We start from the raw sequence: 16,820 nt of genomic DNA, 5'->3' as shown, positions 1-16,820 counted from the left end.
GAGGCGACTCGGGTACCATGCAGCCCCCTCACGGGCGTTCCCCCATGGCCGATTCAGACAACAGCTCCACTCCCCCGGTAACCCAGGCGCAGGCCGAAGACGCGGTGCGCACCCTGCTGCGCTGGGCCGGCGAGGACCCCAGCCGCGAGGGCCTGCTGGATACCCCGCGGCGCGTGGCCGAGGCCTACGGCGACTGGTTCAGCGGCTACCGCGCCGACCCGCGCGAGTACCTGCTGCGCACCTTCGAGGAAGTGGCCGGCTATGACGAGCTGATCGTGCTGCGCGACATCGAGTACGAAAGCCACTGCGAACACCACATGGCGCCGATCATCGGCAAGGTCCACGTCGGCTACCTGCCGCGCGGCAAGGTGGTGGGCATCAGCAAGCTGGCGCGCGTGGTCGAGGCCTATGCGCGGCGCTTCCAGGTGCAGGAGAAGATGACCGCGCAGATCGCCCAGTGCATCCAGGACGTGCTGCAGCCGCTGGGCGTGGGCGTGGTGGTGGAAGGCGCGCACGAGTGCATGACCACCCGCGGCATCCACAAGCGCGGCGTCAGCATGGTCACCTCGAAGATGCTCGGCACCTTCCGCGAGGACGCGCGTACCCGCGCCGAGTTCCTGCGCTTCATCGAGCGGGCGCGCTGAGTCTTGCCGATGCGGTGGCGGTCGGTTCCTGCATGAAGCCGCATGTCCGGATCGCCGGCTATCGCCAGTTGCGCGAACAGCCGTTGTGGAAGCTGCTCGCCGCCGACCATGCCCCGGAGTTGATCGGCCTGCTGCAGACCCTGCTGGGCGACGCCCAGCGGCGGCTGCCGGCCGATGTGCTGCACGAACGCCTGCAGCGCCAGCTCGATGCGCTGAAGGACGACCAGCTCTCGCGCGAACTGCCGCGCACCGCCCAGGCCTACGTGGCGCACTGGCTGGCGCAGGGCTGGCTGGAACGGCGCCTGCCCGAGGGCGATGCGCAGGAAGAGTACGAACTGTCGCGGCAGGCGGCGCAGGCGATCCGCTTCATCGCCGGCGTGCGCGACAGCGCCAGCGTGGCCACCGAGAGCCGGCTGTCGCTGGTGATCCAGCAGCTGGTGCAACTGGCCGGGCAGACCGAAACCGATCCGGACGCGCGCCTGGCCGCGCTGCGCGCCGAGCGCGAGCGCCTGGATGCGGAGATCGAGCGCGTGGCCGCGGGCAAGCTGGCCGCGCTGGACGGCAAGCGCGCGCTGGAGCGCACCCGCGACATCATCCGCCTGTCCGACGACCTGACCGAGGACTTCCGCCGCGTCCGCGACGATTTCGAGCGGCTCAACCGCGAGTTCCGCGAGCGCATCATCGACGACGAGGGCGCGCGCGGCGACGTGCTGGAGAAGCTCTTCGCCGGCATCGACGTGATCGGCGAGAGCGAGGCCGGGCGCAGCTTCCAGGCGTTCTGGAGCCTGCTCAACGATGCCGAGCAGAGCGTGCAGCTGGACGCGGCGCTGGAGGCGCTGCTGGCGCGCGGCTTCGCCCGCCGCCTGGACCGCCACGAGCGTGCCTTCCTGCGCGGGCTCACCGGCACCCTGCTCGAACGCGGCGGCCAGGTGCACGAGGTGATGCAGCATTTCGCGCGCAGCCTGCGCGGCTTCGTGCAGAGCCGCGGCTACCTGGAACAACGCCGGCTCAACCAGTTGCTGAAGCAGGCGCAGGGCGAGGCGCTGCAGTTGCGCGACCACCTGCATGCCACCGCCGCCACCGGCTACGTGCTGCCGCTGAGCAGCGCGCGACTGCGTTCGCTGTCGCAGTGGCGCCTGCACGACCCGCGCAGCCAGCAGGTGGACGGACGGGTGCAGGCGGCCGAGGCGGCGACGATCTCGCTGGATAGCGTCGGCGACCTGGTGGCGCAGTCGGAGATCGACCTGCGCGGCCTGCGCAACGACCTGCACGACCTGCTCGGCCGGCAGCCGCAACTGAGCATCGGCGAGGCGCTGCGGCAGCGCCCGGCGGCGCAGGGCCTGGGCAGCGTGATCGGCTACCTGGCGCTGGGCACCCGCCACGGCGTGGTCGTCGACGGCGAATGGGAAGCGGTGCAATGGGAAGGCGGCGACGGCCAGGTCCGGCGCGCGCGCATCCCGCTGGTGTGGTTCACCAAGGAAAAACGCAATGAGCTGGTCTGACGAATTCCACGGCCACGACGCCGATCCCGGCGATGCCGCCACGGCCGCATCGACGGCGTCGGCCGAGGCCGGCACCGCGCTGTTCGCCGGCGACAGCGGCAGCCTGCCGCTGGAGGCGCGGCGCGCGCTGTGCCAACTGTTGTCCGGCCCCAGCGTCGATGCCTACCGGCACGGCCCGCTGTGGCCGGCGCTGCTGCGCCACGAGGCGGCGATCCGCCGCGTGCTGAGCGAGCTGTTCCTGGAACTGGTGCTGGACCGCGACGGCGGCGTGGCGTTCGCGCGCCAGGCCGACACCGGCGAGTTGGAGACCCCGGCGCTGCTGCGTACCGCGCCACTGACCTTCATCGAGTCGGTGCTGCTGCTGTTCCTGCGCCAGCAACTGGCCGAGGCCGACACCCGCGGCGAGCGCGCGGTGGTCGACGAGGCGCAGCTGCTGGAAGTGCTGTCGGTGTACGAGAAGAACGTGTCCACCGACCGCGCCGGCTTCGCCCGGCGGGTGCTGGCCGCGATCGCCAAGATGCGCGACAACCACCTGCTGTCCAAGCTGCGCGGCAGCGAGGATCGCTACGAGGTCTCGCCGGCATTGAAGCTGCTGTTCTCGGCCGAGGACGTGCAGGCGCTGGCGGCGGCCTACCGTGGCCTGCGCGACGGCACGGCCGAGCCGGCGCCATGACCGGTCTGCGCCCGCGCGTCGCCCGCGCCTAGCGCCGCCACTGGCCAAGTGCGCCGGCCGCGTGGCGGCCGTCCCCGTTTTCCGATGAGTTCCCGATGACGTCCCTGTCCGAATCGTCCACCGTCCCCGTCGCCCCGTCCCTGTTCGCCGAGACCCTGGCCGAGCAGCGCGCGCAGCAGTACCGCATGCGCCGCCTGCAGGTGCACAACTGGGGCACCTTCAACGGCCTCACCGACGTGCCGATCGCCGAGAAGGGCTTCCTGTTCGTCGGCCGCTCCGGCTCGGGCAAGTCGACCCTGCTCGATGCGATGTCGGCGCTGCTGACGCCGCCGAGCATCGTCGACTTCAACGCCGCCGCGCGCGAGGCCGAGCGCAGCGGCCGCGACCGCAGCCTGGTGTCCTACGTGCGCGGCGCCTGGGCCGACCAGCAGGACAGCGCCTCCGGCGAGATCGCCACCCAGTACCTGCGCAAGGGCGCGACCTGGTCGGCGCTGGCGCTGGAATACCGCAACGCGCAGGGCCAGGCGGTGAGCCTGGTGCGGCTGTTCTGGATCGCCGGCAGCGGCACCGCCGCGGCCGACGTGCGCAAGCACTACATGGTGGTGCCGCGCGGCTTCGACGTGGCCGCCGAGCTGGACGGCTTCGACCTGGACCTGCGCCGGCTCAAGCTGCGCCTGGGCGAGGACGTGCACCACTTCGACAGCTTCGCCGGCTACGCCGAGCGCTTCCGCCACCTGCTCGGCATCGGCAACGAGATGGCGCTGCGGCTGCTGCACAAGACCCAGTCGGCGAAGAACCTGGGCGACCTCAACGCCTTCCTGCGCAGCTTCATGCTCGACGAGCCGCGCACCTTCGAGGCGGCCGACCGCCTGGTCGAGGACTTCGCCGAACTCGATGGCGCGCACCATGCGGTGGTGACCGCGCGGCGCCAGGTGGAAACCCTGACTCCGGCGCGCGACTACCACGCCGAGCTGCTGACGTTGCGCCACAGCGTCGGCGAGTTGCGCGAACTGCAGCTGGGCATCGACGGCTACCGAGAGCAGCGCCGCCTGGCCCTGCTGGATGCGCGCCTGCAGGAACTGGACACCCAGGATCGCGGCCTGGCCGGCGAGGAAGGGCAGCGCCGCGAGGCCCTGGACAACCACGAACAGACACTGGCCGAGCTGGAGACCCAGCAGCGCGCGCAGGGCGGCGAACAGGTCGAGGCGCTGGAGCGCGAACGCGGCCGCGTCGAGCGCGAGCGCGACGAGCGCATGCGCCGCCGCAGCCAGGTCGAACAGGCCTGCCGGCAACTCGGCATGGGCCTGGCCGGCAGCGCCAGCGGTTTCGCCGAGCAGGTGGCGCAGGCGCGCGCGCTGCGCGACGGCGTCGCCGGCGAGGCCAGCAGCCTGGACGAGGCGATCGCCGAGCGCATGGCCGAGCGCCGCGAGGACGAACGCCGCTTCGCGGTCATCCGCACCGAGATCGAGGCACTGCTGAAGGCGCCCTCGAGCATTCCCGCGCCGATGCAGGCCCTGCGCGCGCGGCTGTGCGCCGAGACCGGCCTGTCCGAAGCTGTACTGCCGTTCGTCGGCGAGTTGGTGCAGGTGGAGGCCGACCAGGCCACCTGGCGCGGCGCGATCGAGCGCGTGCTGCACGGCTTCGCGCAGTCGCTGCTGGTCGACGAACGCCACTACGCCAGCGTCGCCGACTGGGTCAACAAGACCCAGCTCGGCACCCGGCTGGTGTACTTCCGCGTACGCCACAACGCGCCGCTGCAGCAGCGCGAGTCCGACGCCAAGTCGCTGCTGCGCAAGCTGGAGCTGCGCGACCACGCCTATGCGCCGTGGCTGCGCCAGGAGCTGGCGCGGCGTTTCGACTACACCTGCGTCGATAACGTGGCGCAGTTGCGCGACGCCGAGCGTGCGATCACCCGCGAGGGCCAGGTCAAGCACCCGGGCGACCGCTACGAGAAGGACGACCGCCACGCCGTCGGCGACCGCAAGCGCTGGCTGCTCGGCTACGACAACCGCGACAAGCTCAAGGTCTTCGAGCGCGAGGGGCAGACCCTGGCGCAGCGCATCGCTGCCTGCGATGCCGACGTCGCCGCCCTGCGCAAGCAGCGCGAGCAGGACCAGGGCCGGCAACTGGCCGCGCATACCCTGGCCGAGCGCGAGTGGGACGAGATCGACGTCGCGCCCAAGCTGCAGCGCCTGAGCGACATCGCCGAGCAACTGCTGCAACTGCGCGAAGGCGACACCGCGCTGCGTGCGCTGGGCGAGCAGATCGCCACCGTCCGCGCACGCCGCGACCAGGCGCGCCGCACCTACGAGGACGTGCGCCTGGAGCGCGCGCAGCTGAGCCGCGAGCGCGCGCGCCTGGAAGCGCAGCGCGAGACCTGTGCCGCGCGCGTGGCCACCGCGGTGATCGGCCCGGCGCAGGTGGCGGGGCTGGACGCGCGCCTGGCGGCGCTGTCGCCGCTGACTCTGGACAACCTGGAGGCGCATCTGCGCAGCGTCGAGCGCGGCCTCGGCGAACAGCTGGCGCAGAGCCAGGCGCAGGACGCGCGGCTGAGCCAGCAGGTGCTGGACTGCTTCCGTCGTTACTGCCAGCAGTGGCCGGAGGACAGCGGCGATTTCACCGTCAGCCTGTCCAGCGCCGACGACTTCCTGGCGCGCCTGCAGCGGCTGGAGAGCGACGGCCTGCCGCGCCATGAAGGCCGCTTCTTCGACCTGCTGCAGACCCAGAGCAAGAACAACCTGCTGGCCCTGCAGCGCTACACCGCCGAAGCGCACAAGGCGATCAAGCAGCGCATGGACGAGGTCAACGCCAGCCTGGAACAGGTGCCGTTCAACCGCGGCACCTTGCTGACCATCGAAGTCAGCGACCGGCGCCTGCTCGAGGTGCAGGAGTTCCAGCAGCAGTTGCGCGCCGTGCTCGGCCATCAGCAGACCGAGGACCGGGCGCTGGCCGAGGCGCAGTTCGCCACCCTGCGCGGGTTGGTGCAGCGGCTCGGCGCGCAGGAACCGGAACTGCGGCGCTGGCGCGAGCAGGTGCTGGACGTGCGCCAGCACGTGGAATTCGTCGGCGTGGAACTGGACGCGGACAGCCGCGCGCAGGTGGAGATCTACCGCAGCGGCGCCGGCAAGTCCGGCGGCCAGCGCCAGAAGCTGGCCACCACCTGCCTGGCCGCGGCATTGCGCTACCAGCTCGGCGGCGAGGACGGCGAGCTGCCGCGCTACGCCGCGGTGGTGCTGGACGAAGCGTTCGACAAGGCCGACAACGAGTTCACCGCGCTGGCGATGAACATCTTCGAGAACTTCGGTTTCCAGATGGTGGTGGCCACGCCGCTGAAATCGGTGATGACGCTGGAGCCGTTCATCGGCGGCGCCTGCTTCGTCGAGATCAGCGGCCGCCACAACTCCGGCGTGCTGTTGATCGAATACGACGAGCAGGCGCACCGGTTGAAGCTGCCCGAGCGCAGCCGCAACGAGGCGGCGACGCCTGCGGTGGAACCCGGCGCGGCGGTGGACCAGGCTGGCGCCGCTCTGCCACCGCCGGCCGCTGACGCGGCAGCAACCACCGCGGAGCCCGGCGCAGGCGCTGTTGCAGAAACCGGTGTCGCGCCGGCGCGTGCCTCCGGCAAGGCGCGCGATGGCCGCGGCAACGGCGCGAAGTCGACCACGCGCAAGGCGTCGCCCGCGTCGCCCGGCAAACGCGCCCGCACGGCTGCCGCGACGCCTGCGGCCAAGAAGACCCCGTCGGCGAAGGCGTCACGCCAGTCCGCCGCGGCCGCAACACGTCCGTCCAAGGCAACCGGGCCGGCCGCACGGCCGGCGTCGGCGAAGACCGCGCAAGCCGCCGCAGCCAGCAAACCTGCGAAACCGACCAAGGCGGCGGCAGCCAAGGCGCTTCCCGCGACCGCCAGACGCCGCGGTCGCTGAGCGACGCTGGCGGCTTGGGGGCATGCCCGCGGGCGCGGGCGCGCGCCAGCATCGCCGGGAGGGCAGGGATGCGGCGACCTCCCACGGCGCCGGGAACTACGCTCAGTGCAGCAGATCCCAGCCCATCTTGGCGATCAGCACCACCACCAGCACCAGGAACAACTGCCGGATCAGCGGCGTGCCGCCGCGCAGTGCCAGCCGCGTGCCGGTCACCGCGCCGGCCACGTTGGCCGCGGCCATCGGCACCGCCGCGGCCAGCAGGATCTTGCCGCTGGGTACGAAGAAGCACAGCGCCGCCAGGTTGGTGGCCAGGTTCACCACTTTCGAGGCGGCCGAGGCGCGCAGGAAATCCAGGCCGAAGAAGCGGATGAACAGGAAGATCAGGAAGCTGCCGGTGCCCGGGCCGAAGAAGCCGTCGTAGAAGCCGATTGCCGCGCCGATCGCCAGCGCGATCGCCAGTTCGCGGCGGCCGATGTGGCGCGGCCGGTGCAGCGCGCCGAAGTCCTTCTTGACCAGCGTGTAGCCCAGCATCGCGATCAGCAGCACCAGGATCAGCGGGCGCACCGCCTGTTTCGGCAGCAGGCTCACCGCGGTGGCGCCGAGGAAGGAAAACACGAACGCGGTCGCGGTCGCGTACAGCACCGGCCGCCACGGCAGGCGCACGTGGCGCGCGTAGCGCCAGGCGGCGGTGCCGGTGCCGGCCATGGCGCTGAACTTGTTGGTGCCCAGCACCACTGCCGGTGCCTGTTGCGGCAAGGTCGCGAACAGCCCGGGCAATTGGATCAGGCCGCCGCCGCCCACCGCCGCGTCCACCAGCCCGGCGACGAAGGCGATGCACAGCAGCCATGGCAATTCGGTGGGGATCGACTCCAGCACGCCGGCGCTCCACGCAAGGGGCCGCAAGCATAGCCGCCACCGGCAACGGTGCGCGCGCGGCGTGCGCGATGGCGCGCCAGCCGGCACAATCGGCACATGCCACCGTCCGCCCCGCGCCTTGCCGATCCCTGCCCCTGCGGCCGTCCGCGCGACTACGCGCAGTGCTGCGGGCCGTACCACGCCGGCGCCCCTGCGCCGGATGCCGAATCCTTGATGCGGTCGCGCTACAGCGCCTACGTGCGCTGCGACGCCGATTACCTGCGCGCGAGCTGGCATCCGTCGACCTGCCCGCCGCAGGTGGAGATCGACCCGCGCACGGTCTGGCTTGGCCTCACCGTGCAGCGGGTGCTGCAGACCGGCGCCGACAGTGCCGAGGTCGCGTTCCTGGCGCGCTATCGCATCGGCGGCGGCAGCGCCGTGCGCATGACCGAGCACAGCCGCTTCGTGCGCGAGGACGGCCGCTGGTATTACCTCGACGCGCTGGACTGAATCGGCGCCGGTCGCGCCGGTGGTGCGCAGGCCCGCACACTACCGTTCGTTGGCGAGGACGGGCGCGCTGCTCCTCGTCGTTCCGACCAGCCTGCCGCAGCATCCGAGCGCCGCGCGTCTCCCGGCCGCGGCGGAATGTCGCACGATCCGCCGGCGTAGCCACACTCGGAACACCTTGCCGGCCGCGTGCCGCCAGCACCGCGTGAGCGGAGTGCACACGCGGCGGTTGTTTATGATGTCGGCCCTGCCGTCGGCGAGGATGTTGCGATGATGCGTTTGGCCTGGATCCTGCTGCTGGCGGCGCCCTGCGCGCTCGCGCAGACCCCGCCCGCAGCGGCGCCGTCCGCGCCCGATCCGGCCTTCGCCACCTGCGTGGCCGGCCTGCGCACGGCCGCGGCGAAGGCGGGCGTCGCCGAGGCGTCCTTCGATCGCTTCACCGCCGGGCTGCAGCCGGATCCGAGCGTGCTGCCGCTGCTCGATGCCCAGCCCGAATTCACCACGCCGATCTGGGACTACCTGGCCGGCCTGGTCGACAGCCAGCGCATCGACGACGGCCGCGCCATGCTGGCCGCACACCGCGAGCTGCTCGCGCAGGTGGCGCAACAATACGGCGTGGACCCGGAGACGGTGGTCGCGGTGTGGGGCGTGGAGAGCGACTACGGGCGCATCTCCGGCAAGCGCCCGCTGCTGGTGTCGCTGCTGACCCTGTCCTGCGAAGGCCGCCGCCAGCCGTTCTTCCGCAGCGAACTGTTCGCGCTGCTGAAGTTGCTGCAGGCCGGCGACCTGCGGCCCGAGGGCCTGACCGGCTCCTGGGCCGGCGCCTTCGGCCATACCCAGTTCATGCCCAGCACCTACGCCCGCGTCGCCGTGGACGGCGATGGCGACGGCCGCCGCGACCTGGTCGCCAGCATTCCCGATGCCCTGGCCTCCACCGCCAACTACCTCAAGCTGGCCGGCTGGCAGAGCGGCCAGCCGTGGGGGTTGGAGGTGAAGCTGCCGGACGGCTTCGACCCGGCGTTGGCCGGGCGCACCCAGCGCCGGCCACTCTCGGACTGGCGCGCGCGCGGCCTCACCGCCGCCGATGGCAGTGCGCTGCCGGCGCTGGCGGCGCAGACCCCGGCGGCGGTGCTGATCCCGGCCGGCGTGCACGGCCCGGCGTTCCTGGTGTTCCGCAACTACGACGCGATCTACGCCTACAACGCCGCCGAAAGCTATGCCTTGGCGATCGCGCTGCTGTCCGACCGGCTGCGCGGCAAGCCCGGGTTGGTCGCGGCCTGGCCGACCGACGACCCCGGCCTGGGCCGACCGGAGCGGCGCGAACTGCAAACCTTGCTGCTGGCGCGCGGCCACGCCATCGGCCAGGCCGACGGCGCCATCGGCACCGCCACCCGCCGCGCGATCCAGGCCGAGCAGCAGCGCCTGGGCCTGCAGCCGGCGGACGGCCGCGCCGGGCAACGCATCCTCGACGCGCTGCGCCGCGAGGCCGGCGGCGCGCCCGCGGCCCCCGTGCCGCCACCGGCCGCGCCGCAGCCGCCTGCATCTGCACCGGTAACCTCACCCGCGTCGACGCCGGCACCCAGCGCGACGCCCGCAACCACGCCGTTCGGCGGCACGCCGCCCACCGCATTCCGGTTGCCGGCCGCCTACCCGGCCTTCGCCCAATCCCCCGCGCCACGGAGCATCCATCCCATGTCCGACGTCCCCGGCCTGAGCACAGGCGACTTCCACGGCTATCCCTCGCTGCTGGTGGAGACCCCGCAGTCCACCGCCGCGATCAGCCTGTTCGGCGGCCAGGTGCTGTCGTTCGTGCCCAAGGGCGGCACCGACGCGCTGTGGCTGTCGCCGAGCGCGCAGCCCACGCCGACGCCGATCCGCGGCGGCACCCCGGTGTGCTGGCCGTACTTCGGCCGTCAGGGCCAGAGCGACGCCGTGCCCGCGCACGGCTTCGTGCGCACCGTGCCGTGGCAATTGCAGGACGCGCGGCGCGAGGCCGACGGCAGCCTGGTCCTGACCCTGGCGCCGCCCGACTTCGACGACCTGCCGCTGCGCCTGCACATGCAGCTGCGCATCGGCGCCACCCTGGAGCAGCGCCTGGTCACCGACAACGTCGGCACCGCACCCGCCCGCTTCACCCAGGCGCTGCACAACTACTTCCGCGTCGCCGACGCCACCCAGGTGCGGGTGCAGGGCCTGGACGGCCTGGACTACCTCGACAAGTTCGAAAACTACGCCACGCCGCATCGCCAGCACGGCGACTGGAGCCTGCAGGACCCGCGCGACCCCGGCCGCAGCGACCGCATCTACACCGGCGCCGGCGGCCGCTACACCCTGCTGGATCCGGGCCTGCAGCGCCGCATCGAGATCGCCACCACCGGCAGCCGCACCCTGGTGGCCTGGAACCCGGGCGAGGCCGGCGCGCAGAAGATGGCCGACGTCGGCCCGCACTGGCGCCAGTTCGTGTGCCTGGAAGCGGCCAACGCCGGGCCCGAGGTGATCGACCTGGCGCCGGGCGCCCAGCACGTGCTGCAGCAGACGATTTCCGTCGTGACGTTGTGACCCCGGCCGGACAGCGGCACCGCCTGCCGCGGCCGGGCGGTCGGCATTGGTGACGGCCCCGCCGTGATCGCGGCGCCGGTGCGCCTCGCTGGCAAGCGTCGCGCCGCTGCTGCGCCGGACCCTCAGCCCCGACCCCTCTCCCGGCGGGAGAGGGGAGTCGCTCGGTGTAGCCGGACGTGGTGCCGATGCAATCGGGCCAGCGCGCAGACGTCATGGCACCCCAATCACCGCAGGAAGCGTCCCGTAGGAGCGGCTGAAGCCGCGACGGGCGTTCCCGGGAACGCCCGGTCGCGGCTGAAGCCGCTCCTGCCGTGCAATCCGTATCCGGCCTCGATGGCGCCGGAGGCAGGTCATTGGAGGTGCCGTTCAGTCCCAACGCGACGGCCTCTGCGGCCGCGGCTGAACCTGTCGCGTCCGCCTTCCACCTTCTGCCTCCGCGGTGATGCGAGAGGTGCTTCAGTCCGGCGTGCGATCGGCCAGCCTCCCATTGTGAGAGGGACTTCAGTCCCGACGCGACGATCTCCGCCGCTCGCGATCGGAATCCCGCCAACCGCACCCGGCCCAGCCACCGCGAGGTGGCAGGCAGGCCGCGCTGTCCACTCCCGCTCCCGCACCCCCCAGGGCGCCGATTACACTGCCGCGTCCGCCAGGAGGCCTGCCGTGCACGCTCCGACTCCCGCCGTCCGCTCACGCCGTGCCGCGGTCGCCTTCATCTTCGTCACCCTGTTGATCGACGTGCTGTCCTTCGGCGTCATCATCCCGGTGCTGCCCACGCTGGTGCGCGACTTCACCGGCGGCGATTTCGCCGCCGCGGCCCGCTGGGTCGGCTGGTTCGGCTTCCTGTTCGCCGCGCTGCAATTCGTCAGTTCGCCGCTGCAGGGCGCCCTGTCCGACCGCTACGGCCGGCGCCCGGTGATCCTGGCCTCGTGCCTGGGGCTGGGCGTGGACTTCATGGTGATGGCGCTGGCGCAGAGCCTGCCGGTGCTGCTGCTGGCGCGCATGGTCTCCGGCGTGTTCTCGGCCAGCTTCACCTCGGCCAACGCCTACATCGCCGACATCACCCCCGCCGACAAGCGCGCCCAGGCCTACGGCATCATCGGCGCCGCGTTCGGCGTGGGCTTCGTGGTCGGCCCGCTGCTGGGCGGCTGGCTCGGCAGCCTGCATCTGCGCGCGCCGTTCTGGTTCGCCGCCGGGCTGGCCCTGCTCAACTTCCTCTACGGCCTGTGGGTACTGCCCGAATCGCTGGCGCCGGAACGGCGCACCGCACGCGTGGACTGGGCGCACGCCAATCCGTTTGGCGCGCTGCGCCTGCTGCGTCGCTATCCGCAGGTGTTCGCGCTGGCCGCGGTGATCTTCCTGGCCAACCTGGCGCACTACGTCTACCCGAGCATCTTCGTGCTGTTCGCCGACTACCGCTTCGGCTGGGGGCCGAAACAGGTCAGCTGGGTGCTGGCGCTGGTCGGCGTGTGCAGCATCGTGGTCAACGCCGTGCTGGTGGCGCGGGTGGTGCGCCGCTTCGGCGAGCGCGGCGCGCTGCTGTTCGGCCTGGGCTGCGGCGTGATCGGCTTCGCCATCTACAGCGTGGCCGGCAGCGGCGCGCTGTTCCTGCTCGGCGTGCCGATCAGCGCGCTGTGGGCGGTGGCCGGGCCGGCGGCGCAGGCGATCGTCACCCGCCACGTCGGCGCCGATGCGCAGGGCCGCATCCAGGGCGCGCTGATGAGCCTGGTCAGCCTGGCCGGGGTGATCGGGCCTCTGCTCTACGCTTGGGTGTTCGCCGCCTTCATCGGCCCGCGCGCGCTGCTGCATTTCCCCGGGGTACCCTGGCTGCTGGCGGCGCTGCTGCTGGGCGGCGGCTGGATCGTGGCCTGGCGCCGCGCGCGGGTGCCGGCCGCCACGGTGGCCGGCGGCTGAGGTGCAGCGCAGGCGGCACGGACGGCATGAACGGCTCAGTTTGCGTGCGCACGGGCGGCGTGGCCCGCGCGGCCTCGCCTGGCACCGCGCGGCCGCGATTGTTACGCTGTGCCCTCTCTTTCGTCGCGGCCGGCCGGCTGCTGTGCCAGTCGCCTGCATGATGTCCCCTCCCGACGGAACCGCCCTGCCGTTGACCGCCTCGCGCCTGCTGCGCGACGCCACCGCGCAGCAGCACCAGGCCGTCGAAGACCTGCCGGCGATGCGCGCCTTGCTGGGTGCCACCCTCTCGCTGTCCGCCTATGCGCACGTGCTGCGCCGCCATCACGCGGCCCTGGCCGGCTGGGAGCGCCACGAGGCGGCCTGGCTGCGCGACTGCGGCGATGCGCAGTGGCAGTACCAGCCGCGCGCGCCGCTGCTGGCGCAGGACCTGCAGGCCTTGCAGGCATCGCCGCCGCCGCTGCAACCGGTGCCGCCGGTGTCGGCCGAGGCCCAGCGCTGGGGCATGCTGTACGTGGTCGAGGGCTCGCGCCTGGGCGGGCGGGTGATCGCCCGGCAGCTGCGGCAGACCCTGCCCGCGGCCGCGCCGGCGCTGTCCTATTTCGAACTCGGCCATGCCGATCCGGCCGCCTGGCGGCACTTCCAGCAACGCCTGGAGCGGGCCTTGCCGACCGTGCCGCTGCAGCAGGCCGCGGTCGAAGGCGCCCGCGCCATGTTCGCGCACTTCCATACCCATTTCGCCCTGGAGATCGCCGCATGAGCGACATCGTCGTGCCCCTGGACATGGACGCATGCGCACGCGAACCGATCCATATCCCCGGCTCGGTGCAGCCGCACGGCGTGCTGCTGGTGATCGAGCCGCGGGATGGCCGCATCGTCCAGGCCAGTGCCAGCGCCGCCGACCTGTTCGGCCGGCCGCTGGACGACCTGCTCGGGCAACCCTACAGCGCCCTGCTGACGCTGGAGGATCCGCGCACGCGGCTGCTGCCGGACGCGGCCGAGCGCAGCGACCTGGCCTATGTCGAAGTCGGCCTCAAAGGGGCCGCCGCGGCGCAGCGCTGGGTCGGCGCCTGGCATCTGTATCCGGAGCAGTGGCTGCTGGAACTGGAGCCGCGCGACGCGCCGCTGGCCGACGCCACCCTGCGCGAAGCGCTGCCGGTGCTGCGCCGGCTGGAGACCGACCAGAGCATCGAGGACGCCTGCCAGCGCGCCGCCAAAAGCCTGCGCAGCCTGATCGGCTACGACCGGGTGATGATCTATCGCTTCGACGACGACTGGAACGGCGACGTGGTCGCCGAGGCGCGCGCGGCGGAGCTGGAGCCGTATCTCGGCCTGCACTATCCGGCCAGCGACATTCCGGCGCAGGCCCGCGCGCTGTACCTGCGCAACCGCGTACGCCAGATCGCCAACGTCGGCTATGTACCGTCGCCGATCCAGCCCACGCTGCATCCGCGCCTGCGCGCACCGGTGGACCTGAGCGACGTCAGCCTGCGCAGCGTGTCGCCGGTGCACCTGGAGTACCTGGCCAACATGGGCGTCACCGCCACCCTGGTGGCCTCGATCGTGGTCAACGACGCGCTGTGGGGGCTGATCGCCTGCCACCACTACCGCCCTTACTTCTGCAACCACGAGATGCGCGATGTGGCCGATGCGGTGAGCCGCGCACTGGCCGGGCGCATCGGCGCGATCACCGCGGTGGCGCGCGCACGCACCGAGTCGGTGCTGCTGACCGTGCGCGAGAAGTTGATCACCAACTTCAACGACGCCGAGATGCTGACCGCGTCCATGCTCGACGAAATGGCCTCGGACCTGCTCGACGTGGTCGATGCCGACGGTGTGGCGGTGTTCCACGGCGACCACGTCACCCGCCACGGCATGCTGCCGGCGACCGAGGACCTGGCGCGGATCCGCGAACAGATCGAGTCCACCCATCACGAAGCGCTGCGCCACGACGCGGTCGGCGCGCTGCACTCGGACCAGATCGGCCAGACCTTTCCGGCGCTGGCCGATCTGGCCCCGCTGGCGGCCGGCTTCATCTTCGTGCCGCTGATGCCGCAGGCGCGCAGCGCCTTGCTGTGGACCCGCCGCGAACAGATACGCACGGTCAACTGGGCGGGCAATCCGCAGCTGGCCAAGCTGCAGGACATCGCCGGTTCGCGGCTGTCGCCGCGCAAGAGCTTCGAGCTGTGGCAGGAAACCGTGCGCGGCCGCGCGCAGCCCTGGTCGCCGATCAGCCTGGAGTCGGCGCGCAGCCTGCGGGTGCTGATCGAGCTGATGGAGCGCAAGCGCTTCCAACAGGATTTCGCGCTGCTGGAGGCCTCGCTGTCGCGGTTGCGCGAGCCGGTGGCGATCGTCGAGCGCGGCGACGGCCCGCGGCCCAGCCGCCTGGCCTTCGTCAACGAGGCCTTCGCCGCGCTGTACGAGCGCGAGGTCGCCGACCTGATCGGCTGCGACCTGGAGCGCCTGTACGCCAGCGATGCCGTGCTGGCCGAGACCCAGCGCATCGACACCCTGCTGCGGCAAGGGCGCGCGGCCTACGTCACCCTGCCGCTGCGCGTGGACGGCAGCACGGCCGTGCACCGCCAGTTCGACTTCGAACCGCTGCCCGATCACTCCGGCGTGTCCAGCCACTGGTTGCTGCAGCTGCGCGATCCGCGCTGAGCCATCGCCCGCGGCGCACGCTCAGTGCGTGCGCCGCCACAGCGCCAGCGTCGCCGCACCGGCCAGCAGGCCCCACAGCGCCGCGCCGATGCCGAACAGCGACAGGCCCGAGGCGGTGACCAGGAACGCGATCAGCGCCGGCTCGCGCTCGTGCTCCTCGCGCAACGCCGAGGCCAGGCTGTTGCCGATGGTGCCGAACAGCGCGATGCCGGCGATCGCCATCACCAGTTCCTTGGGAAAGGCGGCGAACAGTGCCGCGACCGTGGCGCCGAACACGCCGATCAGCAGATAGAAGACCCCGGCGAACACCGCGGCCATGTAGCGCCGCTGCGGATCTTCCTGCGCCTCGCGGCCCATGCAGATCGCCGCCGTGATCGCGGCCAGGTTCAGCCCGTAGGCGCCGAACGGCGCCAGCACCGTGTTGACCACGCCGATCCAGCCGATGGTCGGGGAGATCGGCACCGCATAGCCGGAGGCGCGGATCGCCGCCACGCCGGGCAGGTTCTGCGAGGTCATCGTCACCACGAACAGCGGCAGCGCGATCCCGAACAGCGCCTGCCACGACAGGGTCGGCCACACCAGCACCGGCTGCGCCAGGCGCAGCTGCGCCGCCTCCAGATGCAGCGCGCCGTTGCCTGCGGCCACTGCGATGCCGACCAGCAGCGTGGCGATCACCGCATAGCGTGGGAAGGCACGGCGCCCGAGCAGGTAGGTGGCGAACATCGCCAGCGCCATGCCGAGCTGGTGCTGCATCGCCACGAACACGTCCAGGCCGAAGCGCAGCAGCACCCCGGCGAGCATCGCCGAGGCCAGCGACAGCGGAATGCGCCGCAGCAGACGTTCGAACAGTCCGGAGAAGCCGGCGAGCGTGGACAACACCGCCACCACCACGAAGGCGCCGATCGCATCGGACAGCGGCAGGCCGCCACCGCTGCCGATCAGCAGCGCGGCACCGGGCGTGGACCAGGCGGTGACCACCGGCATCCGGTAGCGCAGCGACAGCCCGATGCAGGTCAGGCCCATGCCCAGCCCCAGCGCCCACATCCACGAGGCGATCTGCGCCTGCGAGGCGCCGACGCTACGGGCGGCCTGGAACACGATGGCCGCCGAACTGGTGAAGCCGACCAGCACGGTGACGAAGCCGGCGATCAGTGCGGGCAGCGAAGCGTCGCGCCAGAGCGAGCGTGCAGCAGACGTCATGCGGAGTTCCGTCGTGGAGAGCAGGCTGCATTCTCGGCCAAATGCCCGCGGTCGGCCGCGCCGCGTCGGCACTAATTAGAGAGAAGAGAGCGGCAGGGACGCGCGCCGCAAGGCCGCCGCAAAAAACGGTTGACCTTTTTTCCAGCGCCATTAAACTGCGCGGCCCGCTACGCAACTGCCGAGCTTCGGCGCGACAGAGGCAGGCGGGGCCGGAAACACCTAGCGAACATCGGGTGTTGACAGCGTGAAAAAGTCGGCTAATATGGCCGGCTCGCTTCGAGGAAAAGCCTTCGGGTTTGGACGAAGAAGCGGCGTCAACCACCTGATCAAAAAGGTGTTGACGGCAAGAAAAAAGCCGCTATGATGGGCGGCTCGGTTCGACGAAAAG

11 protein-coding genes are annotated in these 16,820 nt (G+C 71.8%); 9 read left to right on the top strand and 2 right to left on the bottom strand.

Annotation, left to right across the window (positions count from 1 at the left end; all coding sequences use genetic code 11):
• Window positions 1-44 precede the first annotated feature (44 nt).
• The 4 genes from folE (at window position 45) to M3U25_RS19375 (ending at window position 6,742) form a co-directional block, all read left to right on the top strand.
• Window positions 45-644 carry a GTP cyclohydrolase I FolE gene (folE, locus tag M3U25_RS19390; protein WP_242161470.1) on the top strand — a complete coding sequence of 200 codons (600 nt, stop codon included), beginning with the start codon at window positions 45-47 and terminating at the stop codon, window positions 642-644.
• 32 nt (window positions 645-676) lie between these two features.
• The gene (locus M3U25_RS19385) at window positions 677-2,146 is read left to right on the top strand and encodes a DUF3375 domain-containing protein (protein WP_209248007.1); all 1,470 of its coding nucleotides are present in this window, start codon (window positions 677-679) and stop codon (window positions 2,144-2,146) included.
• On the top strand, window positions 2,133-2,819 hold the full coding sequence (locus tag M3U25_RS19380) for a DUF4194 domain-containing protein (protein ID WP_355503544.1): 687 nt from the start codon (window positions 2,133-2,135) through the stop codon (window positions 2,817-2,819). The genes M3U25_RS19385 and M3U25_RS19380 overlap by 14 nt, the downstream gene beginning before the upstream one ends.
• Window positions 2,820-2,914: 95 nt before the next feature.
• Entirely contained in the window at window positions 2,915-6,742 is a 3,828-nt protein-coding gene (locus M3U25_RS19375; protein WP_355503542.1) for an SbcC/MukB-like Walker B domain-containing protein, read from the top strand.
• A gap of 102 nt (window positions 6,743-6,844) precedes the next feature.
• Here M3U25_RS19375 and M3U25_RS19370 read toward each other — a convergent pair whose 3' ends face one another.
• Complete coding sequence (locus tag M3U25_RS19370; RefSeq protein WP_242161508.1) at window positions 6,845-7,618, bottom strand: TSUP family transporter; 774 nt, start codon at window positions 7,616-7,618, stop codon at window positions 6,845-6,847.
• Between the two features lie 96 nt (window positions 7,619-7,714).
• Between M3U25_RS19370 and M3U25_RS19365 the strand changes: the two genes are divergently transcribed.
• From M3U25_RS19365 to bphP, 5 genes are all read left to right on the top strand, one after another.
• Window positions 7,715-8,107 carry a YchJ family metal-binding protein gene (locus tag M3U25_RS19365; RefSeq protein WP_160948438.1) on the top strand — a complete coding sequence of 131 codons (393 nt, stop codon included), beginning with the start codon at window positions 7,715-7,717 and terminating at the stop codon, window positions 8,105-8,107.
• A gap of 267 nt (window positions 8,108-8,374) precedes the next feature.
• Window positions 8,375-10,663 carry a lytic murein transglycosylase gene (locus M3U25_RS19360; protein ID WP_355503539.1) on the top strand — a complete coding sequence of 763 codons (2,289 nt, stop codon included), beginning with the start codon at window positions 8,375-8,377 and terminating at the stop codon, window positions 10,661-10,663.
• 660 nt (window positions 10,664-11,323) lie between these two features.
• Window positions 11,324-12,574, top strand: coding sequence for a TCR/Tet family MFS transporter (locus tag M3U25_RS19355; RefSeq protein WP_242161460.1), 1,251 nt, complete (start codon window positions 11,324-11,326; stop codon window positions 12,572-12,574).
• 157 nt (window positions 12,575-12,731) lie between these two features.
• Complete coding sequence (locus M3U25_RS19350) at window positions 12,732-13,331, top strand: biliverdin-producing heme oxygenase (RefSeq protein WP_355503537.1); 600 nt, start codon at window positions 12,732-12,734, stop codon at window positions 13,329-13,331.
• Window positions 13,328-15,232 carry a bacteriophytochrome BphP gene (gene bphP, locus M3U25_RS19345; RefSeq protein WP_355503535.1) on the top strand — a complete coding sequence of 635 codons (1,905 nt, stop codon included), beginning with the start codon at window positions 13,328-13,330 and terminating at the stop codon, window positions 15,230-15,232. Before M3U25_RS19350 ends, bphP begins: the two co-directional genes overlap by 4 nt.
• Before the next feature lie 21 nt (window positions 15,233-15,253).
• On the opposite strand, the gene M3U25_RS19340 is transcribed toward bphP, so the two are convergent.
• Complete coding sequence (locus tag M3U25_RS19340; RefSeq protein ID WP_355503533.1) at window positions 15,254-16,432, bottom strand: benzoate/H(+) symporter BenE family transporter; 1,179 nt, start codon at window positions 16,430-16,432, stop codon at window positions 15,254-15,256.
• Window positions 16,433-16,820: the final 388 nt, after the last annotated feature.

It is taken from the genome of Xanthomonas sp. PPL134 (assembly GCF_040595915.1).
Lineage (GTDB): Bacteria > Pseudomonadota > Gammaproteobacteria > Xanthomonadales > Xanthomonadaceae > Xanthomonas_A > Xanthomonas_A indica.
Note: the sequence above shows the minus strand (reverse complement) of the source record. Positions and strands in the feature narration are given on the sequence as shown.